An 18712-nucleotide genomic window follows, 5' to 3' on the forward strand; every position below is an offset into this window, starting at 1 on the left:
GATCAAAGGCTTCCGGAGTGGCTGCGGGTCGGGCGGTCCATGATGCGGCGGCCCATCAGGCTGGCGGTGAGGTCGACCATCAGGGTCGCGGTGCGGCCGCGTTCGTCGAGGAACGGGTTCAATTCGACCAGGTCGAGGCTCGAAACCAGGCCGCTGTCGGACAGCATCTCCATCACCAGATGCGCTTCGCGGAAGGTGGCGCCGCCGGGCACGGTGGTGCCGACGGCCGGCGCGATCGAGGGGTCGAGGAAATCGACGTCGAGGCTGACATGCAGCAAGCCGTTCTCCTTCTCGACGCGGGCCAGGAAGGCGCGCAGCAAGGGCGCGATGCCGTGCTCGTCGATGGCGCGCATGTCATGCACGGTGACGCCGGCTTGCGCCAGCGCGCGGCGCTCGGCCGGGTCGACGCTGCGCAGGCCGATGGCGCAGATGCGGGCCGGGTCGACCGCTTGCGGCAGATCCGGGAAATAGCCCTGAAAACCGGCCTGGCCGCTGGCATAAGCGAGCGGCACGCCGTGCAGATTGCCGCTGGTGGTGGTGTCGAGCGTGTGGAAATCGGGATGCGCGTCGAGCCACAGCACGAAGAGCGGCCGGCCGCGCTCGGCCGCGCGGCGCGCCACGCCGGACACCGTGCCGGCGGAGATCGAATGGTCGCCGCCGAGGAAGATCGGCATGGCGTCCCTTGACGCCGCGTAGGCGGTCTCGGCGATCGAAGCCGTCCAGGCGGAGATCTCCGGCAGCGCCTTCAGCGCCAGGTTGCCGTGGACCACCGGCCGCGCCGCGGCCTTCTCGACCGCACCCCAGTCCTCGACCTCATGGCCGAGCTCGGCCAGCACCGAGGCCAGCCCTGCCGTGCGCAGCGCGCTCGGCCCCATTTCGCATCCCATCCTGCCCGCGCCGTCCTGCACCGGCGCGCCGACGATCCTGCAGCGCATTTTTTCTCACCTTGCGATTGATCGAAGGAGTGAACCACTGCCTGCTGGCGGTTTGAACAGCGAAAATTGGCATTTCGAGAAGATTAGTTTATCATTTTGAAAACCCGATCTGACCAAAGTGAGCAATCATGGATGCGCTCGACGAAAGACTGGTCACGCTGCTCAGGCACGATGCGCGGCGCAGCGTCTCAGACCTCGCCGTCGATCTCGGCGTGTCGCGCGCGACGGTCAGGGCGCGCATGGAGCGGCTGGAAAAATCCGGCGAGATCATCGGCTATACGGTGGTGCTGCGCGCCGACGCGGTCGATCAGCGGATCCGCGGCGTGATGACGATCGAGATCGAGGGTCATGCCGCCGACCGCGTCGTCAAGGCACTCGGCGGCCTCGCCGAGGTCTCCACCATCCACACCACCAACGGCCGCTGGGACCTGGTGGTGGAACTCGGCACCGCAACGCTGACGGATTTCGACGCGGTGCTGCGCCGCATCCGGCTGATCCCCGGCATAACGGGAAGCGAGACGAGTTTGCTCCTGGCGACGCCGCGGACCACCAGGGCGAGATTGGCGTAGTTGCCCCAATCAGCCGAGCCCGGCAGAACAGCCGCGCGTGGCATCACAGCTTTGTGAGGATCGGGATGATCGGCCGTCCGAAAGCGTTAGTGACATTGGATGTCCAACTCGCCGGGTGCTCCAAAGACCCGAGCGCCCTCCTGAAATCCAATGCTTTTGGGAGAACACGATGAAATATCTCCTCACGCCTATAGTGACCGGCTTGTTCATAGCCTCCACCGGCATGGCCCTGGCCGGCAACGTCCACACGGTAACGGGGACGACAGGTCAACCCAACCAGACGATCGGCACGCCTGAGACCGGAAGCGCCACGCCGGGCAACTCCGCCTCTGCCCCGGGTTCGGCCTTCAATCCGGATGGCAACGCGGGAACACATTACGCAGGCGAGCAGCCGCAGAACTCGAAGAATCCGAAGAGCGTATCGCAATATGACGTGGCCGGGTTCCAGCAGTCCCACAATCACTAAAGCGCGTCGCGTCGAAACGGATTCACGCGACGCGCTTAGCGCCTTGCCTAATGCATGCCGTTGCCGCAAAACCGAGGTCACTTTTGCGCGACATGCATTAGGTGACGGCATCAGCCGACTGAGCGGCATTGTGGGGCGGCATTGTGGGCACGCCGCAGCGCCGGTGTGAAGCCGAGGAAGGCTCGATCACACCGGCAGCCGCTGTATCTCCTTAGTTTTCCGCAATTCCGGGCGGAAGCTACGGCGAAGTCACCGAGCCCAACCGCTCTTCCTGGAATTGCTCCAGGAAGAACGCCTTTCGTCAGCCGTTCGGATAGTAGCCGCCGTCCGAGCCGTCGCCCATATAGGTTCCCTGGCCGGTGGCTTGCTGAAGCCGCTGGTCCAGTTCGTTGATCTGCGCGATCGCCGAGCGGCCTCCGGCGCGCTGCATGCTGTCGGCCTGCTGCATCAACTCGCGGGCCTGGCCCTCGGAGATCTTGCCGAGCTCCCTGGCGTTGCGGATACCTTGCTTGACGCCAAGCAGTTGCTCCGTGGCCGCTCTCGCTTGCGGATCCATCGGCACCGATGCCGTGGTGGTCGTGTCGACCGCGGCCCTGTGGTGGCGGTGCACGGCATAGGCGCTCGAAAGCGGTATGGCTGCGAAGATCGAGGCGGCCGCGATGAGTTTTGGGATGAAAGAACGCATGATGACATTCCTCGTGATGGAGGAAGCGGCAAAACCGCTTTTTTCGAAACGGGCCGTCCGGTCGCGTCGTGTCGCGGTGCAGGCCTTTCACCGCCGGCGTTTCTCGGCCCAAATGGACATATAGAAGCCGCCCCGACGTCGAAACGGAGGTGGAACGCAAACGTTATCCGATGTGAACGGGCATTGAATCGCGGATGCGCGGGCCGAAGTCTTCAGGCGACGCTGGCGAACGGGATCGGCGAATTGCCACCGTGCCCGCCAAGCCCGGAATTAGCCAGGTCGGCAAGCTGCTCGGCTTCGCCGCGCGTCAGCCCGATCAACGGCCGGCCGTCCATCTCCGCCGGGATGTCGAAAACCAGATCACACACAAGCCAGTCGTCGCACGGATCCTGCATCGCTGCGAACCTCATTGACGCTCCTTGTTTCAGCGCAGCTGAAGCGAGCTCAGTGTTCACGGAATAGCCGAGCCGCCCTAAGTCTTTGTTTTGGCCCATATGTTTCCCCCGGTACCGCAGCGCGCTTCCACGACACGCAGAGAAGTCGAAATAGAGTCCGATTGTTCCGGCGTAGGCCAGTAAAATATCGATAAAAGGCTGAAATATCGAGAAAGCACCGCCGGCCGCGATGTCGAGACGAGTTCATTCGCCTGGCTGGCGAGCTCTTCCGCTTGCGCTCGCCTGAGGCCAATGAGCACCATGTCCGGTATCTGCGCCGGGCAACCGGACCGCAGATCGTAGACCATCCATTGCCCGCACGGATCCTGTAAGGCTGTGAACCTCATGGCGTTTATTCTCTGCTTTGACGCAATTCCGAACGGAAAACCGCTCACACTTTTCCTGGAATTGCTCTAGCTATGCCCCAACGTAACGACTTGCGGGAACGGTGCCCGCGAGACTGCCCGGCCGGATTATTTCCAGCACTTTCACTCAACATATAGTTGTCGGGCGGCCGGCAACAGGGGCTCTACAGTCCCTTCGGCATGCGACCCAAGTCTGATGGGCGGCCGACACTTTCCCGACGGCGGATGCTACATGCCGTGGGAAAAGATCGCGTGACCTGTATGCTTGATCCCTTCGCGCGAGATCCGTGGCGGTGCATACGGCTCTCGCCGACCGTCCAGGCGCGGCTCCGGGGCTCTGTGCGGTGGCCCGCCTGCAAGCCTTAAACGCGAAAAAGCCGCGGAGGTCCGCGGCTTTTCGTTTGCTTGATCCTCGGTGAGGAAACTGGAGCGGGTGAGGCGATTCGAACGCCCGACCCCAACCTTGGCAAGGTTGTGCTCTACCCCTGAGCTACACCCGCTCGCGCGGCCGTTGGGCCGCAAGCCGCGCCTATATGGCCGAAGAGCGCGGCGATTGCAACAGGGAAATGACGGTCTTTTTGGCGCGAATTTTTCGCGCGGCGCGGTTGGCTTCGAAAGCATAGAAGCGGCGCGAAACCGGACCGGTCGCGAATCCTCGCGCGAAGCCGCCATCCGCTCTTGCCGGAATTGCGCCGGCGGCCTTGCCCCGATGGCACCGTTGGCCGTAAACGGCATGAGCCCTGTTCGACCGCGCGAGGACCGATGCCGAAGACCGAAGCCGAGCTCAACGCCTTTCTTGCCGATCTCGGCATTTCCGTCACGACGGTGAGGCACCCGCCGCTGTTCACGGTCGCCGATTCGCAAGGCCTGCGCGGCGAGATTCCCGGCGGCCACACCAAGAACCTGTTCCTCAAGGACAAGAAGGACAATTATTTCCTCGTCACCGTCGGCGAGGATGCTGTGGTCGACCTGAAGCAGATCCACCATTTGATCGGCGCCGCCAGCCGGGTGTCGTTCGGCAAGCCGGAGATGTTGATGGAGCTGCTCGGCGTCATTCCCGGCGCGGTCACGGTTTTCGGCCTGGTCAACGACACGGAAGGCAAGGTCAAGGTCGTGCTCGACCAGGCGTTGATGAGCCATGACGTCATCAACGGCCATCCGCTGACCAATGAGGCGACGACCTCGATCGCCGCCGCCGACCTGATCAGATTCATCGAGGCAACCGGCCACGATCCTGTTATCTTGGAAGTCTCATAATCTTGAAAGTCAGGGACCGATCGCCACATGGAAGGCGGTTCCGAAATCCGACAATGACGCGCCGGGCGCCGACGCCTCAGAGCGCGACCGAAAGGGCGACACGATGAGCGACAACAATCCGTATAGCGGCGCGTTTGGCGGCAATGGCGGCCAGTACGCCCAGACGGTGCAGTATGGCGGCGGCGACCGCGCCAAGGTTTCGCTCGGCGACGCGCCGGCGGCGGCCGACCTGATCAAGGACACGACAACCGCCGCCTTCGCCGCCGACGTCATCCAGGAATCGCGCCGCCAGCCCGTGCTGGTCGACTTCTGGGCGCCGTGGTGTGGGCCGTGCAAGCAACTGACGCCGCAGCTCGAGAAAGCGGTGCAGGCCGCCGGCGGCAAGGTCAAGCTGGTCAAGATGAACATCGACGATCATCCCTCGATCGCCAGCCAGCTCGGCATCCAGTCTATCCCAGCGGTCATCGCCTTCAAGGACGGCCAGCCGGTCGACGGCTTCATGGGCGCTGTTCCCGAAAGCCAGATCGCTCAGTTCATCCAGAAGGTCGGCGGCAAGGGCGGCGGCGCGCCGCAGATCGCGGACGCGCTTGCCGCGGCGGTCGAGGCGCGTGGGGCCGGCGACGTCCAGACCGCCGCCGACATCTACGACGCGATCCTCGAGCAGGCGCCGGAGACGATCGAGGCGATCGCCGGCCTGGGCGAGATCCTGTTCGACGCCGGCGACGCGGAAGGCGCCGAGAACGTTCTGGCCCGGGCGCCCGAGGACAAGAAGGATGCGCCGGCGCTGGCCGCGCTGCGCGCCAAGATGACGCTGGCGGCGGAAGCGGCCGCGCTCGGCAATCCGGCCGAGCTCGAGCGCCGGCTCGCCGCCAACCCGGCCGACCATCAGGCGCGCTTCGACCTGGCGATGATCCAAAACGCGCGCGGCGAGCGCAACGCGGCCGCCGACAATTTGCTGGCGATCGTCAAGGCCGACCGGACCTGGAACGACGACGGCGCCAGGTCGCAGCTGCTGAAGCTGTTCGAGGCCTGGGGAATGACCGACGAGGCGACGCTCGCGGCACGCCGCAAGCTCTCGTCGCTGCTGTTCTCGTAGAGCGGTTCGGCGTTTCACAGAATCGCCGAAGCGCTCTACGCATTTGTTCTGACGCAGTTCCGGACGGAAACCGCTACGCGCCTGTTCCGGGATTGCCTGAAGTTTTTTGCCGGCTGTCGCGGTCGGCAGGCTTGAGCGGCGGAGTGACAGCGCCAGATAAGGGCAGGCTGGCGGTTCGCCGCCAATCGAAGACGCGGTGCGAGAGGAGATTGCAGGGTGATGCGCTTGCCCGCGTTTGATTGGGAGGGTTGCGGTGCGCGTCGGTAACGCACTCTACCGGCTTGCCAAGGATTTGCCGCCGGCAATCCCGGTGTTCCCGCTCGCCGGAGCGCTGCTCCTGCCCGGCGGTCGCATGCCGCTCAACATCTTCGAGCCGCGCTATCTGCAGATGATCGACCAGGCGATGGCCGGCTCGCGGCTGATCGGCATGATCCAGCCAAGCCTCGACGGCGCATTGCGCGATGATGGCGAGCCGGAGCTGTGCAGCGTCGGCTGCGCCGGGCGCATCATCTCGCTCGCCGAGACCGGCGACGGCCGATACCTGATTTCGCTGCAGGGCGTGTGCCGGTTTCGCATCGTGCAGGAGCTCGCGGCAAAGGCGCCTTTCCGGCAGTGTAAGATAGCGCCGTTTTTGGCCGACCTCGAGGAGGACCCGGCCGCCGGCGAGGTCGACCGGCCGGCGCTGCTCAAGGCGTTTCGCGCCTATCTGCAGGCCAACGACCTCGAGGCCGATTGGGAAAGCGTCAGCCGCGCCGAAAACGGCATGCTGGTCAACGCGCTGTCGATGATGGCGCCTTACGGACCGGCCGAGAAGCAGGCGCTGCTGGAAGCGCCGGACCTGAAAACGCGCGCCGAGACGCTGATCGCCATCACGGAAATGACGCTGGCGCGCGAGGACGATGAGTTTGGGTCAAGCCTGCAATAAATGTATTGATATTCAGGTGAGGCCGGCCTGCGAACGGCGGCTTCCTGCGCTTCCGGCCTTCGCCGGCCGAAGCACTCATGCGTGGCGTGGCAGCTAAATTAAGGCTACGGTCGGCGTAGGCCGGTGCTCACGTACGTTAAGTACGCTCCGCTCCGGTTCTCGGAAGCCACAGTTCTCGACTCGGCCTGACCTGAATCTCAACACACTTAAGCCGTGCAGTGGACAAGGGAAAAGTGCGATGGCGGACGGACGGGACGGACGAAAAGCCGAGGTCGACCCGAAGCTGCTGGAGCTGCTGGCCTGCCCGCTGACAAAGGGGCCGCTGACCTGGGATCCCGAGCGCAGCGAGCTGGTTTCGCGCGTGGCGAAGCTCGCCTATCCGGTGCGCGACGGCATCCCGATCATGCTTCCTTCGGAGGCGCGCACGATCTCGGCCGAGGACATGCTGACCCCGCCGACGCCGCGGCTCAGCGGGCCTTCGTGAAGCGGGCTTGCGCTGTCATGCCGCCTTCGAGGTTGGGAGATGTTCCTGACGTCGTCATTCCAGGGCGAAGCAGGAGCGGAGCTCCGTCGCGGAGACCCTGGAATCCATGCCGTGACCTTGATCGAAGGGCGCGGCGGAGCAGAATTCTGCACCGAGGTGGCGCTCCGAGGTCACGGCATGGATCCTCGGGTCTGCGCGCGTCGCTTCGCTCCTTGCTTCGCCCGTGGATGACGAAGGCGCTTTTTCGCCCCTGCTGCGTTCCCTATTGTGCTGGATATCGCTGCTACTGAAAATTGCGTCCCTTGGGCATGACCTGCCGCGCGGCGCCCGACAGCGTGGCGACGTCCTGGCGAACCGGCAGGCCACGGCTTGCGGCGGACTTTGATTCAATCGGCCGTTCGGCGGGGTTATGCTCGATGACCGGGCGGTTGGCGGACTCCAACAGGACGCTCAGCCATGGAGTCAAATCCTCGATCCTGTCCGCCACGATATGGATGACGTCCGATTCGTGCTGCAGCTTGCCGCTGACGCGGATGAAGCGCGCGCCCATGACGATGGAGCGGAAGCGGTCGAAGACGCGCGGCCAGATGATGACGTTGGCGATCGATTTTTCGTCTTCCAGCGTGAGGAAGATGGCATTGCCCTTGCCCGGGCGCTGGCGCACCAGCACCAGGCCGGCGACGGAGACGCGGCGGCCGTCGCGCACCGACGGCAGGCGGGCATTGGGGGTAACGCCGGCGCGATCCAGCCTTTCACGCAGGAAGGCGACGGGGTGCTCCTTCAGCGACAGGCCGAGCGAACGGTAGTCGTGGACGACATGCTCGCCGAGCGGCATTTTCGGCAGTTTCGTTTCCGGCTCCAGCTCGCGCAGGTTGAGCGACGGCTGGTCGAACAGCGGCAGTTTCTCGGCGGCGCTCTTGCCATCGAGCGCCCGCACCTCCCAGAGCGCTGCGCGGCGGTCGAGGCCGATCGAGCGGAAGGCGTCGGCCTGCGCCAGTCTTTCGATCTCGCCGACATCGAGGCCTGAACGCAGCCAGACATCGCGGACCGACCGATAGCCGTCGCCGCGCTGCGCGACGACCGCACCCATACGCTCCTCCGACAGGCCCTTGATCTGGCGGAAACCGAGCCTGACGGCATGCGCCGTCTCGATGACGCCGCGCATCGAGGCATGGCGCTCGAGGATGCGGGACGGATCGAAGGCGGCTTCCTCCAGCGTACAGTCCCAGACGGATTGGTTGATGTCGACCTCGCGCACTTCGACGCCATGGTCGCGCGCATCGCGCACGAGCTGGGCCGGCTGGTAGAAGCCCATCGGCTGCGCGTTGAGGATCGCGGCGCAGAAAACGTCGGGAAAGAAGGTCTTGAACCAGCAGGAGGCATAGACGAGCAGCGCGAAGGACGCGGCATGGCTTTCGGGAAAGCCATATTCGCCGAACCCTTCGATCTGCTTGAAGCAGCGCTCGGCGAAGTCCTTGTCGTAGCCATTGCCGACCATGCCGTCGATCATGCGCTGGCGGTAATTGCCGATCGTGCCGGTGCGCTTGAAGGTCGCCATGGCGCGGCGCAGTTCGTCGGCCTCGCCCGGCCGGAAGCCGCCGGCGACGATGGCGATCTTCATCGCCTGTTCCTGGAACAGCGGCACGCCCAGCGTCTTGCCGAGAATCTTCTCCAGATCAGGGCTGGGGTAATGGACCGCCTCCTTGCCCTGCCGCCGGCGCAGATAGGGGTGCACCATGTCGCCCTGGATCGGGCCAGGCCGCACGATCGCCACCTCGATGACGAGATCGTAGAATTCGCGGGGCTTAAGCCGCGGCAGCATCGACATCTGGGCGCGCGACTCGATCTGGAAGACGCCGAGCGTGTCGGCCCGGCAGATCATGTCATAGACGCGCATATCGGCTTCACGGAGCGTCGCCAGCGTCAGCGGGCGGCCATAATCGTCCCGCGCCCGCGGGTAATGATGGGTGAGCAAGGCGAAGGCGCGCTTCAGGCAGGTCAGCATGCCGAGCGCCAGCACGTCGACCTTGAGGATCTTCACCGCGTCGAGGTCGTCCTTGTCCCATTCGACCATCTTGCGTTCCTCCATCGCCGTCTTGACGATGGGCACGACCTCGTCGAGCCGGTCGCGGGTGATGACGAAGCCGCCGACATGCTGGGACAGGTGGCGGGGAAAGCCCATGATCTCGTTGGCGCGCTCCAGCACCTGCCGCGACAGCGGATCGGTGCGGTCGAGGCCGCCGGCATTGGCTTCCCTGTCGCCGAGCTCGGAGGTCGACCAGCCCCAGATGGTGCTGGACAGCGCGCTGCGGACATCCTCCGACAGGCCCATGGCCTTGGCCACCTCGCGCAAGGCGGAGCGGCCGCGATAGCTGATGACGGCGGCGGCCAGGGCGGTGCGCTTGGCGCTGTATTTTTGGTAAATGTAAGCGATGACCTCGTCACGCCTTTCATGCTCGAAGTCGACATCGATGTCGGGCGGCTCGTTGCGTTCCTCGGAGATGAAGCGCTCGAACAAGGTGTCGATGCGCTCGGGGCCGACCTCGGTGATGCCGATGCAGAAGCAGATGATCGAATTGGCGGCCGAGCCGCGGCCCTGGCAAAGGATGCCCTGGCTGCGCGCGAATTTGACGATGTCGTGGACGGTGAGGAAATAGCGGGCATAGTTCAGGCGCTCGATCAAAGCGAGCTCGCTGGCGATGCGCTTCAGCACATGATCGGGAACGCCGGCCGGATAGCGCATCGCCGCGCCTTCGCGCGCCAGCCGTTCGAGCTCGGCCTGCGGTCCCAGGCCGGATTCGGTCGGCTCGTCCGGATAATTGTATTCGAGATCGCTGAGCGAGAAGGTGAGCTCGTCGGCGAAGCGCAGCGTCTCGGCCAACGCTTGCGGATGGCGGCGGAAAAGCCGCGCCATCTCCAGCGGCGGTTTCAGATGGCGCTCGGCATTGGCGGTCAGCTCCAGCCCGACCTCGGAGACCGGCGTGTTGAGGCGGATCGCGGTGAGCACGTCCTGCAGCGGCCGACGATCGGCGGTATGATAGAGCACGTCGTTAGTCGCCATCAGCGGGACGCGGGCGTGTTCGGCCATCGCTGCCGCCTGCTCGATGCGGAAGCGGTCATTGCCGGCATAATCCGACGCCACAGCCAGTCGGAGCGCCGCGCCAAACCGATCAATAAGCCGGCTAATTAAGAGCAGATTGTCTTCCGTGCCTGCGGACAGATCGGGCAGGATCGCCAGCGACATCCGATCGCCCCATTCGAGCAGGTCGGCCAGTTGGAGCAACGTCGCGCCCTTCTCGTTCTCGTCGCGCAGATTGGCCTGGGTCAGCATGCGGCAGAGATGGCCCCAGCCCTGGCGGTCGCGGGGATAGGCGAGGATGTCCGGCGTGCCGTCGCCGAATACCAGCCGGCAGCCGGGGTGATAGGCCATCTTCTCCACCCTGGCCTGCTGCCAGGCGCGCACGACGCCGGCGACCGTGTTCCTGTCGGCAAGCCCGATCGAGGCAAAACCGTAGAATTTCGCCGTGACCACCAGCTCCTCCGGCTTGGAGGCGCCGCGCAGGAAGGAGAAATTCGACCGGATGCCGAACTCGGCATAGGGAATGACGGTCAGCGCGTTCATGCGAACACCCCATGCATGAACCAACGCGGCGGCGCGGCTTGCGGGGCGGTGCCGTAGAGGCCCTGGCGATAGAGCCAGTAGCGGCGCCCCTCGCTGTCCTCGATGCGGTAATAGTCGCGGGTCGGCGCCTCTTCCTCGCCGGGCAATTGCCGCCACCATTCGGCGGCGATGCGTTCCGGCCCTTCGGCGCGGGCGACGCGGTAGAGCGCGCGCCGCCAGCGGAAATTCATCGGCGGGCCTTCCGGGATCTCGGTCGCCGGCACCTCGATCGGCTCGGGCGAGCGGAACAGGCGCACCGGCCGCTCCGGCGGATAGATGGTCATCGGCGGCGCGGTTCGGGGTGCCGCCCGTCCGGCCGCCGGCGCGCGCCGTTGCGGCGCTTCGGCGAAAGGCACGGTCTTGACGGCGCGTTCCGGCAGATGGCTTTCGACGGCCACCGGCTTCAGCATGGCGGCCTCGCCGAGACGGGCGCGGACGCGGTCGGCGAATAAAGCGATGTCGGCGTCATCGTCGTTCGTCTCGCCGGTGAGGTCGCCCTGAGCCAAGTCGAAGGCCGCGACCGACAGCACGGACAGCCGCACGAGGTCGAAGCCGAAGCCGGCGTCGATGCTCCGCTCCAGCGCGGTCAACCGCTCATGGAACAGCCTTTGGATAAGCCGCGGCTCGCGCATCGGGCGCGAGGTGCCGACGGCGATGCGGCTGACGGCGCCGTCGACGCGGAAGAGAAGCAGCCCCAGCGTGCGCGCGCCCTCGCCGCGCCGTTCGAGGTCGCTCTTCAAGGCGACGGCAAGGCGGCTCACCAGCCGCTCGATATCGTCGGTGAGTACGACCGGCTCGGCAAGGTGGCGCTCGACCGAGAGCGGCGCGACGGGAAGGCGCGGCGACACGGCCTCGTCGAGGCGGCCGAGCGCCTGGTCGAGGCGTAGAAGCAAGGTGGCGCCGAAGCGGCGGGCGAGCGGCGCGCGGGGTGCGGCCATCACCGCGCCGGCGGTGCGCAGGCCGACGCTCTCCAGGCCGGCGCGGGTCTCCGGCGCGATGCGCAGCGCCGACAATGGCAATGGCGCAAGCAGCGCCTCCTCCTCGCCGCCGGCCACGATCCGGTCGCCATGGAAGCGCGCCGCCGCCCAGGCGGCGCCCGGCGTCGAGGCGAGCCCGGCGCGGACATCGAAACCCTGCTGGAAGAAGCGGGTGAGGATCTCGTCCTGCATGGCGCGCTCGCCGCCGAACAGATGCGTGCAGCCGGTGACGTCGAGGAACAGCCCATCCTCGGCGTCGATCGCTACCAGCGGCGTGTAGCGATCGCACCAGTCGGCAAGGCCTTCGAGCAGGCGTCGGTCGGCCTCCGGGTCGGCCTCCACCACGTCGATCGTGGGGTGCATGGCGCGCGCATCGGCGATGCCCATGCCGCGCTTCAATTTCAGCGCCTCAGCCCGCTCGTCGAGGGCCGCGATGCGCTGGGTGTTGTTGTCGCGATGGCTGACCACAAGCGGTGGGTGAGATGGCGGCAGGTGCTGCGACGGCCGGGAACGCCAGGACCGCCCCAGACGCTGGCGCAGGATCCGCTCCGCGGGCAGATGCGGGAACCACAGCGACAGAATTCTCTGTTCTTTCTGCAAAAGCGTGCTCATTTGGGTTCCACTCCAGTGTGAATTGTCCGGGCAGGGCCGTGCGGCTCTTGCCGATATCGACGGTGAAGGCGGGGCGGCCGATCGAGCCGGCGAGCGGCCCGGCGACTGTCTCGCGGCTTGCCGAAGGCGCCGCCGAAACGATGAGGCGCACCGGCGCGGCGGTTGGATCGGCCTCGCCGGCCTGGCGCAGCAACAGCACCGGGCGGCCGGCATTCTGGGCGCGGGCGTGCAGCCGGCGCGTGGCGGTGAGGTCGAGCCGCTGGGGACTGCCGCGGATCTCGAGGATGACCGCGGCGAAGGCCGTCATGCGGGCGGCCTCCTCGGCGATCCACAGCGCGTCGAGCAGCTTCGACGCCTCGGAAAACAGCAATTGCTCCGGCTCGATGCCGAACAGGGCGCTCAGCCCCCTGGCATAGGGAAGGCCGGCCTCGTGAAAGATTTCCGCCGTGCCGACCCAGAGGATCGGCAGGCCCCGCTTCTGCTTGAGGATCAGGCTTACGAGCGAGAGTGCGAAGCCGGCAACGGCGCCGGCATCGCGGGTCTCCAGGCCATGGATTTCGCTGAGCGCCGCCCTGGGCACCCCGCCGCCAAGGGCGGTGTCGAGGCGATCGATGCCGGTGTGCAGGAAAGCGTCCGCCGAAGCCACGGCGAGGCCGCGCCGGACGAGCGTCATGTCCGACCTGGCATTGGCAGGCACGCCAAGCGCCGACGCCTGCAGGCGCTCGGGCAGCGTTCCCTCGATCTTCGCGATCTGGCGGCGCAGGGCAAAAACAGTGTCCCGCGCCACGGCGCTCATCGCCATGACGTTCACTTCCGGCAGCAATTGTTCCTGTTATGTTCCTATAGATTCCAGAGGGCCCGGGAAGAGTCAAGCAGAGTCACAAGGAATTTATTCCTTCGGCTTTTACCTTGAAAGCGGACGTCCAGCCGGCTCATTTGCCTCTATCGGCGCGAAAGCCTATATGCCGGGATCAAAGGACGTTACATGGCCCGCATCTACAAGACACGCACCTGGCACGACCAGCTCTCGCCGTCGATCGACGAGATGGAGCTTCTGGCGCTGGAGAGCTATGCCCATCTGCCGGACGAGTTCCGCCAGCTCACCGGCGAGATCATCATCCAGATCGCCGATTTCCCGACCGACGAGATCATGGACGACCTGTCGTTGGAGACGCCCTTCGACCTGCTCGGCCTGTTCGAGGGGCGCGGCATCGCCGAACGCTGGAACCCGCAGACCGGCGAGGGACCGAACCGCATCACGCTCTACCGCCGCGCCATACTCGACTACTGGGCCGAGAACGAGGAGACGATGGGCGACATCGTCACCCATGTGCTGATCCACGAGATCGGCCACCATTTCGGCCTGTCGGACGACGACATGGAGCGGATCGAGGAAGCGGCCGAGCAGGTGGCGCCGGGCTGAGAGACTGTTTGGAAATTCTACTCCGGCGGCCATCTGGCGGCGCTTTCTGCGCTACTGCAGCGCCGCGTCCTCTTGGACGCGCAAAGGACGCTGCAGCAATTTTAGGTGGCGCATGATCCTTTCCGAAAATCGATTTCGATTTTCGGGGTCATGCGCAGGCTCACGGACCAAATGTCCGCTCCGCTCCGGTTCTCGAAATCACCACCATATGACTCGCCAGAGCGAATTTCGAAACAGTCTCTGAGCGCTTTCCTTACCAGTTGCTCAGCTTGGTGTCGGGTCCGTATTCCTGGCCTTCGACATCCTTCACCACGGCCTGGCCGCAGCGCATCGACTTGGTCTTCTTGTCAAAGGCATAGGTCGGCGAGCCGAACAGGTGCCAGCCCTTGTTCAGGGCGGCCGTCACCTTGTGGCAGAAGGTGGCGTCGTCCGGGCCGGTGAGGAAGCGGTAGAGTTTCATGGATCTATCCTGTCGTGCCTAACCTGTCGTGACTGGGCGGAAAGCCGGGTCTGAAAAAATCGTTTCTCGCGCCGCATCATGCGCCGATGATTGCGGCCTTCGCCAGAAGTTTCTCGGCTTCGGCCAGATGCAGCCGCTCGACCATCTTGCCATCCAACCCGATCACGCCCTTGCCGGCATTTTCGGGCCGCGCGAACGCATCCCTGATCGCGCGGGCCGCGGCCAGCCTCTCGGGCGATGGCGAAAAGGCGCGGTTCGCCGGCTCGATCTGGGCGGGATGGATCAGCGACTTGCCGTCGAAACCCATGGCGGCTGCCTCGGCGCATTCCCGGGCAAGGGCGTCGAGATCGCGAAAATCATTGGCGACGCCGTCGATCACGTCGATGCCGCCGGCCCGGGCAGCGAGCACGAGCTGCATCAGCCACGGCATCAGATAGCGCCGGTCGGGCGTCGCCAGAATGCCGGCCGCCTTCACCAGGTCATTCGTTCCGGCAACGAAACAAGCCAGGCGCGACGCCGGATCGCGGCCGAGCTCGGCGATCGCGCCGATGTTGAGCAGCGCCTTGGGCGTCTCGACCATCGCCCACAGTTTCACGCTGTCCGGCGCGAAATTGTCGTCCAGCAGGTCGCCGGCCTCGAGGATGTCGCGCGGCGTGCCGATCTTGGGCAGGAGAATGCCGTCGGGCTCCGCCTTGACCACGGCCAGGATGTCGTCGGCGCCCCATTCGCTGGCCAGAGGATTGATGCGCACCACCATCTCGCAACGCCTTTCGCGCCCGGCGAGGATGCCGGCGATCTTGTCGCGCGCCGCTTTCTTGTCGGCGGGCAGGACGGCGTCCTCGAGATCGATGATGACGGCGTCGCAGGCAAGCGAGGCGAGCTTGGCGAGCGCCTTGTCGTTGGAGGCGGGAATGTAAAGCACCGAGCGGCGCGGGCGGTAGGGTTCTTGAGCCATGGCCGATCTATGCCGGGTGATGGCGGGGGAGGCAAGGCGCGGGAGCAAATCGTCCTTGAGGGCCCGCAAAGAGGGAAGTGCCCGGCAAGGGCAGAGGCGGTTCTGTCCGGCCAGCCTATCCTTCGTCATTCTAGGGCGGAGCAAGGAGCGAAGCGACGCGCGCAGACCCTAGAATCCATGCCGCGATGGTTGAGAGCCGCCACGGTGAAGAACGTTCACCAGCCAATTCCGCGAAACAGCTCGAACCATTCCGGATTGGTCTTCTCGATCAAATCAATCTTCCATTGCCGCGGCCAGCGCTTCAATGACGTCTCACGCTGGATGGCGTCGGTGATGTCGACATACTCCTCGTACCAGACCAGACGCTGCACGCCGTAGCGGCTGGTGAAGCTGGAGCCTTGGCCGGTCTTGTGCTCGGGCATCCGACGAGCGAGGTCGTTGGTGACGCCGATATAGATCGTGCCGCCTTTCTGGCTTGTGGTCATGTAGACGTAGCCTGTCATGCTGCGATCTTAGTTGGCACCATCGTCAACGGCTTCTGCACCGCTGCATCTTACGGCCCGCGTCACGGCATGGATTCTAGGGTCTGCGCGCGTCGCTTCGCTCCTTGCTCCGCCCTAGAATGACGAAGGACATCGCCACTTCGCGCACGAAGCCCCCTCTGTCGCCTTGGCGGCATCTCCAGAGTGCTGGCGCCGCCATATGTGGGAGAGGACGTCGGGCTCCCTGCACCAAATCTGCAAATCCTTGCGGAAAACCTCCTCCAATCCGCCGCGCGCTTTCCGCACCGGCCGGCGACAAAGCCGCCATGCGAACGCCTCGAACATCCCGCTGGTCGCTGCCGCGCCGGCTCCGCAATGAAGGCTGGTGGCTCGTCGAGCCGCACAGGCGGCGCGCCGTGGCGGACGTCCTGTTTTTCTCTCCGAGGTCGCGCCACGCGGCGGACACGCCGAGGGCGGTCCGGCGATGAGGCTCTTTGCCAACCTTGCCATGGGCTCTGCCCAGGCATGCACAGATGCCCGAGCGCCTTGCGGTCTCATGGCCTTGTGCCGACACAACTCCCTACCGAAAACAATTTCGCACTTTTCCTTGGAATTGCTCTAATCCTGCCGTCACCCAAGCTCACCCGCCGGGCCATTGATCGATGCCGCACAACATCCTCGTCGCCGACGACGACCCGCATATCCGCGAGATCATCTGCTTCGCGCTGGAAAAGGCCGGCATGAAGACGGCCGCGGTCGCCGACGGCGCCGCGGCACTCCAGGCGGTCGAGCGTAGCGCGCCCGACCTCATCGTGCTCGACATCGGCATGCCGGAGATGGATGGGCTCGAGGTCTGCCGGCGGCTCAGGCAGAAATCCGATGTGCCGGTGCTGTTTTTGTCCGCGCGGGACGAGGAGATCGACCGGGTCCTGGGCCTGGAAATGGGCGGCGACGACTATGTGACCAAGCCGTTCAGCCCGCGCGAGCTGGTCGCCCGCGTCAACGTCATCCTGCGGCGTGCGCGTCCGACCGTCGTGAAGGAAGACGCCGACGATCATGAATTCGCGCATGGCAAGCTCATGCTTGTCCCGGCAAGCCACGCGGCGAGTTTCGACGGCAAGCCGCTCATCTTGACGGCGATCGAGTTTGCCATCCTGAAAGGTTTTCTCGCCCGGCCGCAGCACGTGCTTGGCCGCGACGCGGTGATGGCCAATGCCTATGCTTCGAACATCCATGTCTCGGAACGCACGGTCGACAGCCACATCCGCAACGTGCGGGCCAAGCTCGCGGCGGTCGGCTGCGCGGATGCGATCGCGACGGTGCATGGCGTCGGTTTCCGGCTCGGCCGATGCGGTGGTTGAGCAAGGAAAGGTGGCGGCCGCGGCTCGCCACCGTCGTCATCGCCATCCTGATCGTGGTCATGGCCCTGCCGCTGGTCGGGCTGTTCTTCTTCCGGCTCTATGAGAACCAGCTGATCCGCCAGACCGAGGGCGAGCTCATCGCGCAAGGGGCGGTGGTCGCCGCCGTCTATGCAGAGCAGGTGCGCGCTGCCGGCATTCCCCAGGAAAAACTCGGGACGCCGGTCTCTGCCGATCCGTCGAGGGACAACAACTACCCCTATGACCCGGTCGAGCCGCGCCTCGATCTTGCCTCCGACGATGTCATGCCGGCGCGCCCGGCAGCACTTCCCGCCACGCCCGATATCGCCTTCGCGGCAATAGGCGCCCGGCTCGACGGCATCCTCGACGAGACGCAGAAAACGACGCTTGCCGGCTTCCGGCTGCTCGATCCGCGCGGTGTGGTGATTGCCGGCGGCGACGAGGTCGGCCAGTCGCTCGGCGAGATCGAGGAGGTGCGGACGGCGCTTTCAGGCGCCTATGCCAGCGCGCTCAGATTGCGCATCCCCGACCAGCCGCCGCCGCCGCTCTATTCGGTCAGCCGCGGCACCAGGGTGCGCGTCTTCGTCGCCATGCCGGTCGAGCTCGACGGCCGGGTGGCGGGGGTGGTCTATCTGTCGCGGACGCCGAACAACATCGTCAAGCATCTCTATGGCGAGCGCGGCAAGGTGACCTTGGCGGCCATCGCCATCCTCGGCGGCACGCTTTTGATCGCGCTGGTGTTCATCCGCACGGTCAGCCGCCCGATCTATGCGCTGATCGACCGCACGAAACGCATCGCCGCCGGCGACCGCGAGGCGATCAGGCCGCTCGACCATCACGGCACGCGCGAGATGGCGGCGCTGTCGACGGCCTTCCTCGACATGGCGACCAAATTGCAGGCGCGCTCCGACGGCATCCAGACCTTCGCCACCCATGTCTCACATGAGCTGAAATCGCCGCTGACGGCGATCCAGGGCGCGGCGGAGCTGCTGCGCGATTCCGGCGGCGCGATGGACGAGGCCGAGCGGCGGCGCTTCTCCAACAACATCGTCACCGACGCCGGGCGGCTCAACCTGCTGGTGCGCCGGCTGCTCGACCTGGCGCGCGCCGAAAACCTGGAGCCGAGCGGCGACAGCACGACGCTTCATGCGGCATTGGCATCGTTGCCGATCGACACCAGGCTGGAAACGCGGCTTGAAGGCGGCGGCGATATCAGGCTCGGCATCTCGGCCGAGAATCTCGGCATCGTGCTCGCCAACCTCATCGACAATTCCGCGAGGCACGGCGCCCGACAGGTGGCGATCCTTGCCTCAGCCGATGGCCAGCGCGCGTCGGTCCGGATCGGCGACGACGGCAACGGCATCTCGGCCGCCAACCGCGCCAGGATTTTCGAGCCGTTCTTCACCACGCGGCGCGAGTCCGGCGGCACCGGCATGGGGCTCGGCATCGTGCTGGCCCTCCTGAAAGCGCATGATGGCACGATCAGGCTGGTTGACTCCGAGCGCGGCACGCGCTTCGAGATCGACTTGCCGGTTGCGTGAAGACGC

Annotated in this window: 18 protein-coding genes and 1 tRNA gene; 9 read left to right on the forward strand and 10 right to left on the reverse strand. The window is 65.6% G+C overall.

The genetic code is table 11. The annotated features are described in order from the left end of the window. Nucleotides 1-2: 2 nt before the first annotated feature. On the reverse strand, nt 3-935 hold the full coding sequence (gene rocF, locus AC0YKC_RS20230; RefSeq protein WP_488512300.1) for an arginase: 933 nt from the start codon (nt 933-935) through the stop codon (nt 3-5). 128 nt (nt 936-1063) lie between these two features. Between rocF and AC0YKC_RS20235 the strand changes: the two genes are divergently transcribed. Then, nucleotides 1064-1504, forward strand: a complete 441-nt coding sequence (locus AC0YKC_RS20235; RefSeq protein WP_434724580.1) for an Lrp/AsnC family transcriptional regulator — start codon at nt 1064-1066, stop codon at nt 1502-1504. A 169-nt stretch (nt 1505-1673) separates the two neighbouring features. Then, nucleotides 1674-1970 (forward strand): adenylate cyclase, encoded by a 297-nt coding sequence (locus AC0YKC_RS20240; protein WP_488512301.1) that lies wholly within the window; start codon nt 1674-1676, stop codon nt 1968-1970. 301 nt (nt 1971-2271) lie between these two features. Here the strand turns inward: AC0YKC_RS20240 and AC0YKC_RS20245 are convergent, their stop codons facing one another. The 3 genes from AC0YKC_RS20245 to AC0YKC_RS20255 all read right to left on the reverse strand — a co-directional run bounded on the left by AC0YKC_RS20245 (nt 2272) and on the right by AC0YKC_RS20255 (nt 3954). After that, nucleotides 2272-2655, reverse strand: coding sequence for a hypothetical protein (locus tag AC0YKC_RS20245; protein ID WP_488512302.1), 384 nt, complete (start codon nt 2653-2655; stop codon nt 2272-2274). A gap of 212 nt (nt 2656-2867) precedes the next feature. Continuing rightward, nucleotides 2868-3065, reverse strand: a complete 198-nt coding sequence (locus tag AC0YKC_RS20250) for a hypothetical protein (RefSeq protein ID WP_320298185.1) — start codon at nt 3063-3065, stop codon at nt 2868-2870. A gap of 814 nt (nt 3066-3879) precedes the next feature. Then, a tRNA-Gly gene (locus tag AC0YKC_RS20255) sits at nt 3880-3954 on the reverse strand. A 262-nt stretch (nt 3955-4216) separates the two neighbouring features. On the opposite strand from AC0YKC_RS20255, the gene AC0YKC_RS20260 reads away from it, so the two are divergent. From AC0YKC_RS20260 to AC0YKC_RS20275, 4 genes are all read left to right on the forward strand, one after another. Then, nucleotides 4217-4711: a prolyl-tRNA synthetase associated domain-containing protein gene (locus AC0YKC_RS20260; protein ID WP_488512303.1), complete on the forward strand. Its 495-nt coding sequence runs from the start codon at nt 4217-4219 to the stop codon at nt 4709-4711. A gap of 103 nt (nt 4712-4814) precedes the next feature. Beyond that, the gene (gene trxA / locus AC0YKC_RS20265; RefSeq protein WP_488512304.1) at nt 4815-5807 is read left to right on the forward strand and encodes a thioredoxin; all 993 of its coding nucleotides are present in this window, start codon (nt 4815-4817) and stop codon (nt 5805-5807) included. Between the two features lie 253 nt (nt 5808-6060). Further along, on the forward strand, nt 6061-6732 hold the full coding sequence (locus tag AC0YKC_RS20270; protein ID WP_320298182.1) for an LON peptidase substrate-binding domain-containing protein: 672 nt from the start codon (nt 6061-6063) through the stop codon (nt 6730-6732). A 238-nt stretch (nt 6733-6970) separates the two neighbouring features. After that, a complete protein-coding gene (locus tag AC0YKC_RS20275; RefSeq protein WP_320298181.1) occupies nt 6971-7216 on the forward strand; it encodes a Trm112 family protein in 246 nt (81 codons plus the stop codon). 283 nt (nt 7217-7499) lie between these two features. Here the strand turns inward: AC0YKC_RS20275 and AC0YKC_RS20280 are convergent, their stop codons facing one another. The 3 genes from AC0YKC_RS20280 to AC0YKC_RS20290 are packed head-to-tail and all read right to left on the reverse strand — an operon-like array spanning nt 7500 to nt 13268. Next, nucleotides 7500-10838, reverse strand: coding sequence for an error-prone DNA polymerase (locus AC0YKC_RS20280; protein WP_488512305.1), 3339 nt, complete (start codon nt 10836-10838; stop codon nt 7500-7502). Continuing rightward, a complete protein-coding gene (locus AC0YKC_RS20285; protein WP_488512306.1) occupies nt 10835-12322 on the reverse strand; it encodes a DUF6504 family protein in 1488 nt (495 codons plus the stop codon). The genes AC0YKC_RS20280 and AC0YKC_RS20285 overlap by 4 nt, the downstream gene beginning before the upstream one ends. Then, a complete protein-coding gene (locus AC0YKC_RS20290; protein WP_488512307.1) occupies nt 12264-13268 on the reverse strand; it encodes an ImuA family protein in 1005 nt (334 codons plus the stop codon). Before AC0YKC_RS20290 ends, AC0YKC_RS20285 begins: the two co-directional genes overlap by 59 nt. Nucleotides 13269-13451: 183 nt before the next feature. Between AC0YKC_RS20290 and AC0YKC_RS20295 the strand changes: the two genes are divergently transcribed. Next, nucleotides 13452-13889 (forward strand): metallopeptidase family protein, encoded by a 438-nt coding sequence (locus AC0YKC_RS20295; RefSeq protein WP_320298177.1) that lies wholly within the window; start codon nt 13452-13454, stop codon nt 13887-13889. Nucleotides 13890-14142: 253 nt separating this feature from the next. Here the strand turns inward: AC0YKC_RS20295 and AC0YKC_RS20300 are convergent, their stop codons facing one another. The 3 genes from AC0YKC_RS20300 to AC0YKC_RS20310 all read right to left on the reverse strand — a co-directional run bounded on the left by AC0YKC_RS20300 (nt 14143) and on the right by AC0YKC_RS20310 (nt 15807). Next, a complete protein-coding gene (locus tag AC0YKC_RS20300) occupies nt 14143-14349 on the reverse strand; it encodes a DUF1737 domain-containing protein (protein WP_488512308.1) in 207 nt (68 codons plus the stop codon). Nucleotides 14350-14425: 76 nt separating this feature from the next. Continuing rightward, complete coding sequence (locus AC0YKC_RS20305) at nt 14426-15304, reverse strand: HpcH/HpaI aldolase/citrate lyase family protein (RefSeq protein WP_488512309.1); 879 nt, start codon at nt 15302-15304, stop codon at nt 14426-14428. A gap of 215 nt (nt 15305-15519) precedes the next feature. Further along, nucleotides 15520-15807: a GIY-YIG nuclease family protein gene (locus AC0YKC_RS20310; RefSeq protein ID WP_488512310.1), complete on the reverse strand. Its 288-nt coding sequence runs from the start codon at nt 15805-15807 to the stop codon at nt 15520-15522. 641 nt (nt 15808-16448) lie between these two features. Between AC0YKC_RS20310 and AC0YKC_RS20315 the strand changes: the two genes are divergently transcribed. Continuing rightward, nucleotides 16449-17147 carry a response regulator gene (locus AC0YKC_RS20315; protein WP_488512311.1) on the forward strand — a complete coding sequence of 233 codons (699 nt, stop codon included), beginning with the start codon at nt 16449-16451 and terminating at the stop codon, nt 17145-17147. Between the two features lie 59 nt (nt 17148-17206). Continuing rightward, the gene (locus AC0YKC_RS20320; RefSeq protein ID WP_488512435.1) at nt 17207-18706 is read left to right on the forward strand and encodes an ATP-binding protein; all 1500 of its coding nucleotides are present in this window, start codon (nt 17207-17209) and stop codon (nt 18704-18706) included. Nucleotides 18707-18712 lie beyond the last annotated feature (6 nt).

The sequence above is a fragment of the Mesorhizobium sp. CNPSo 4661 genome (assembly GCF_057784215.1).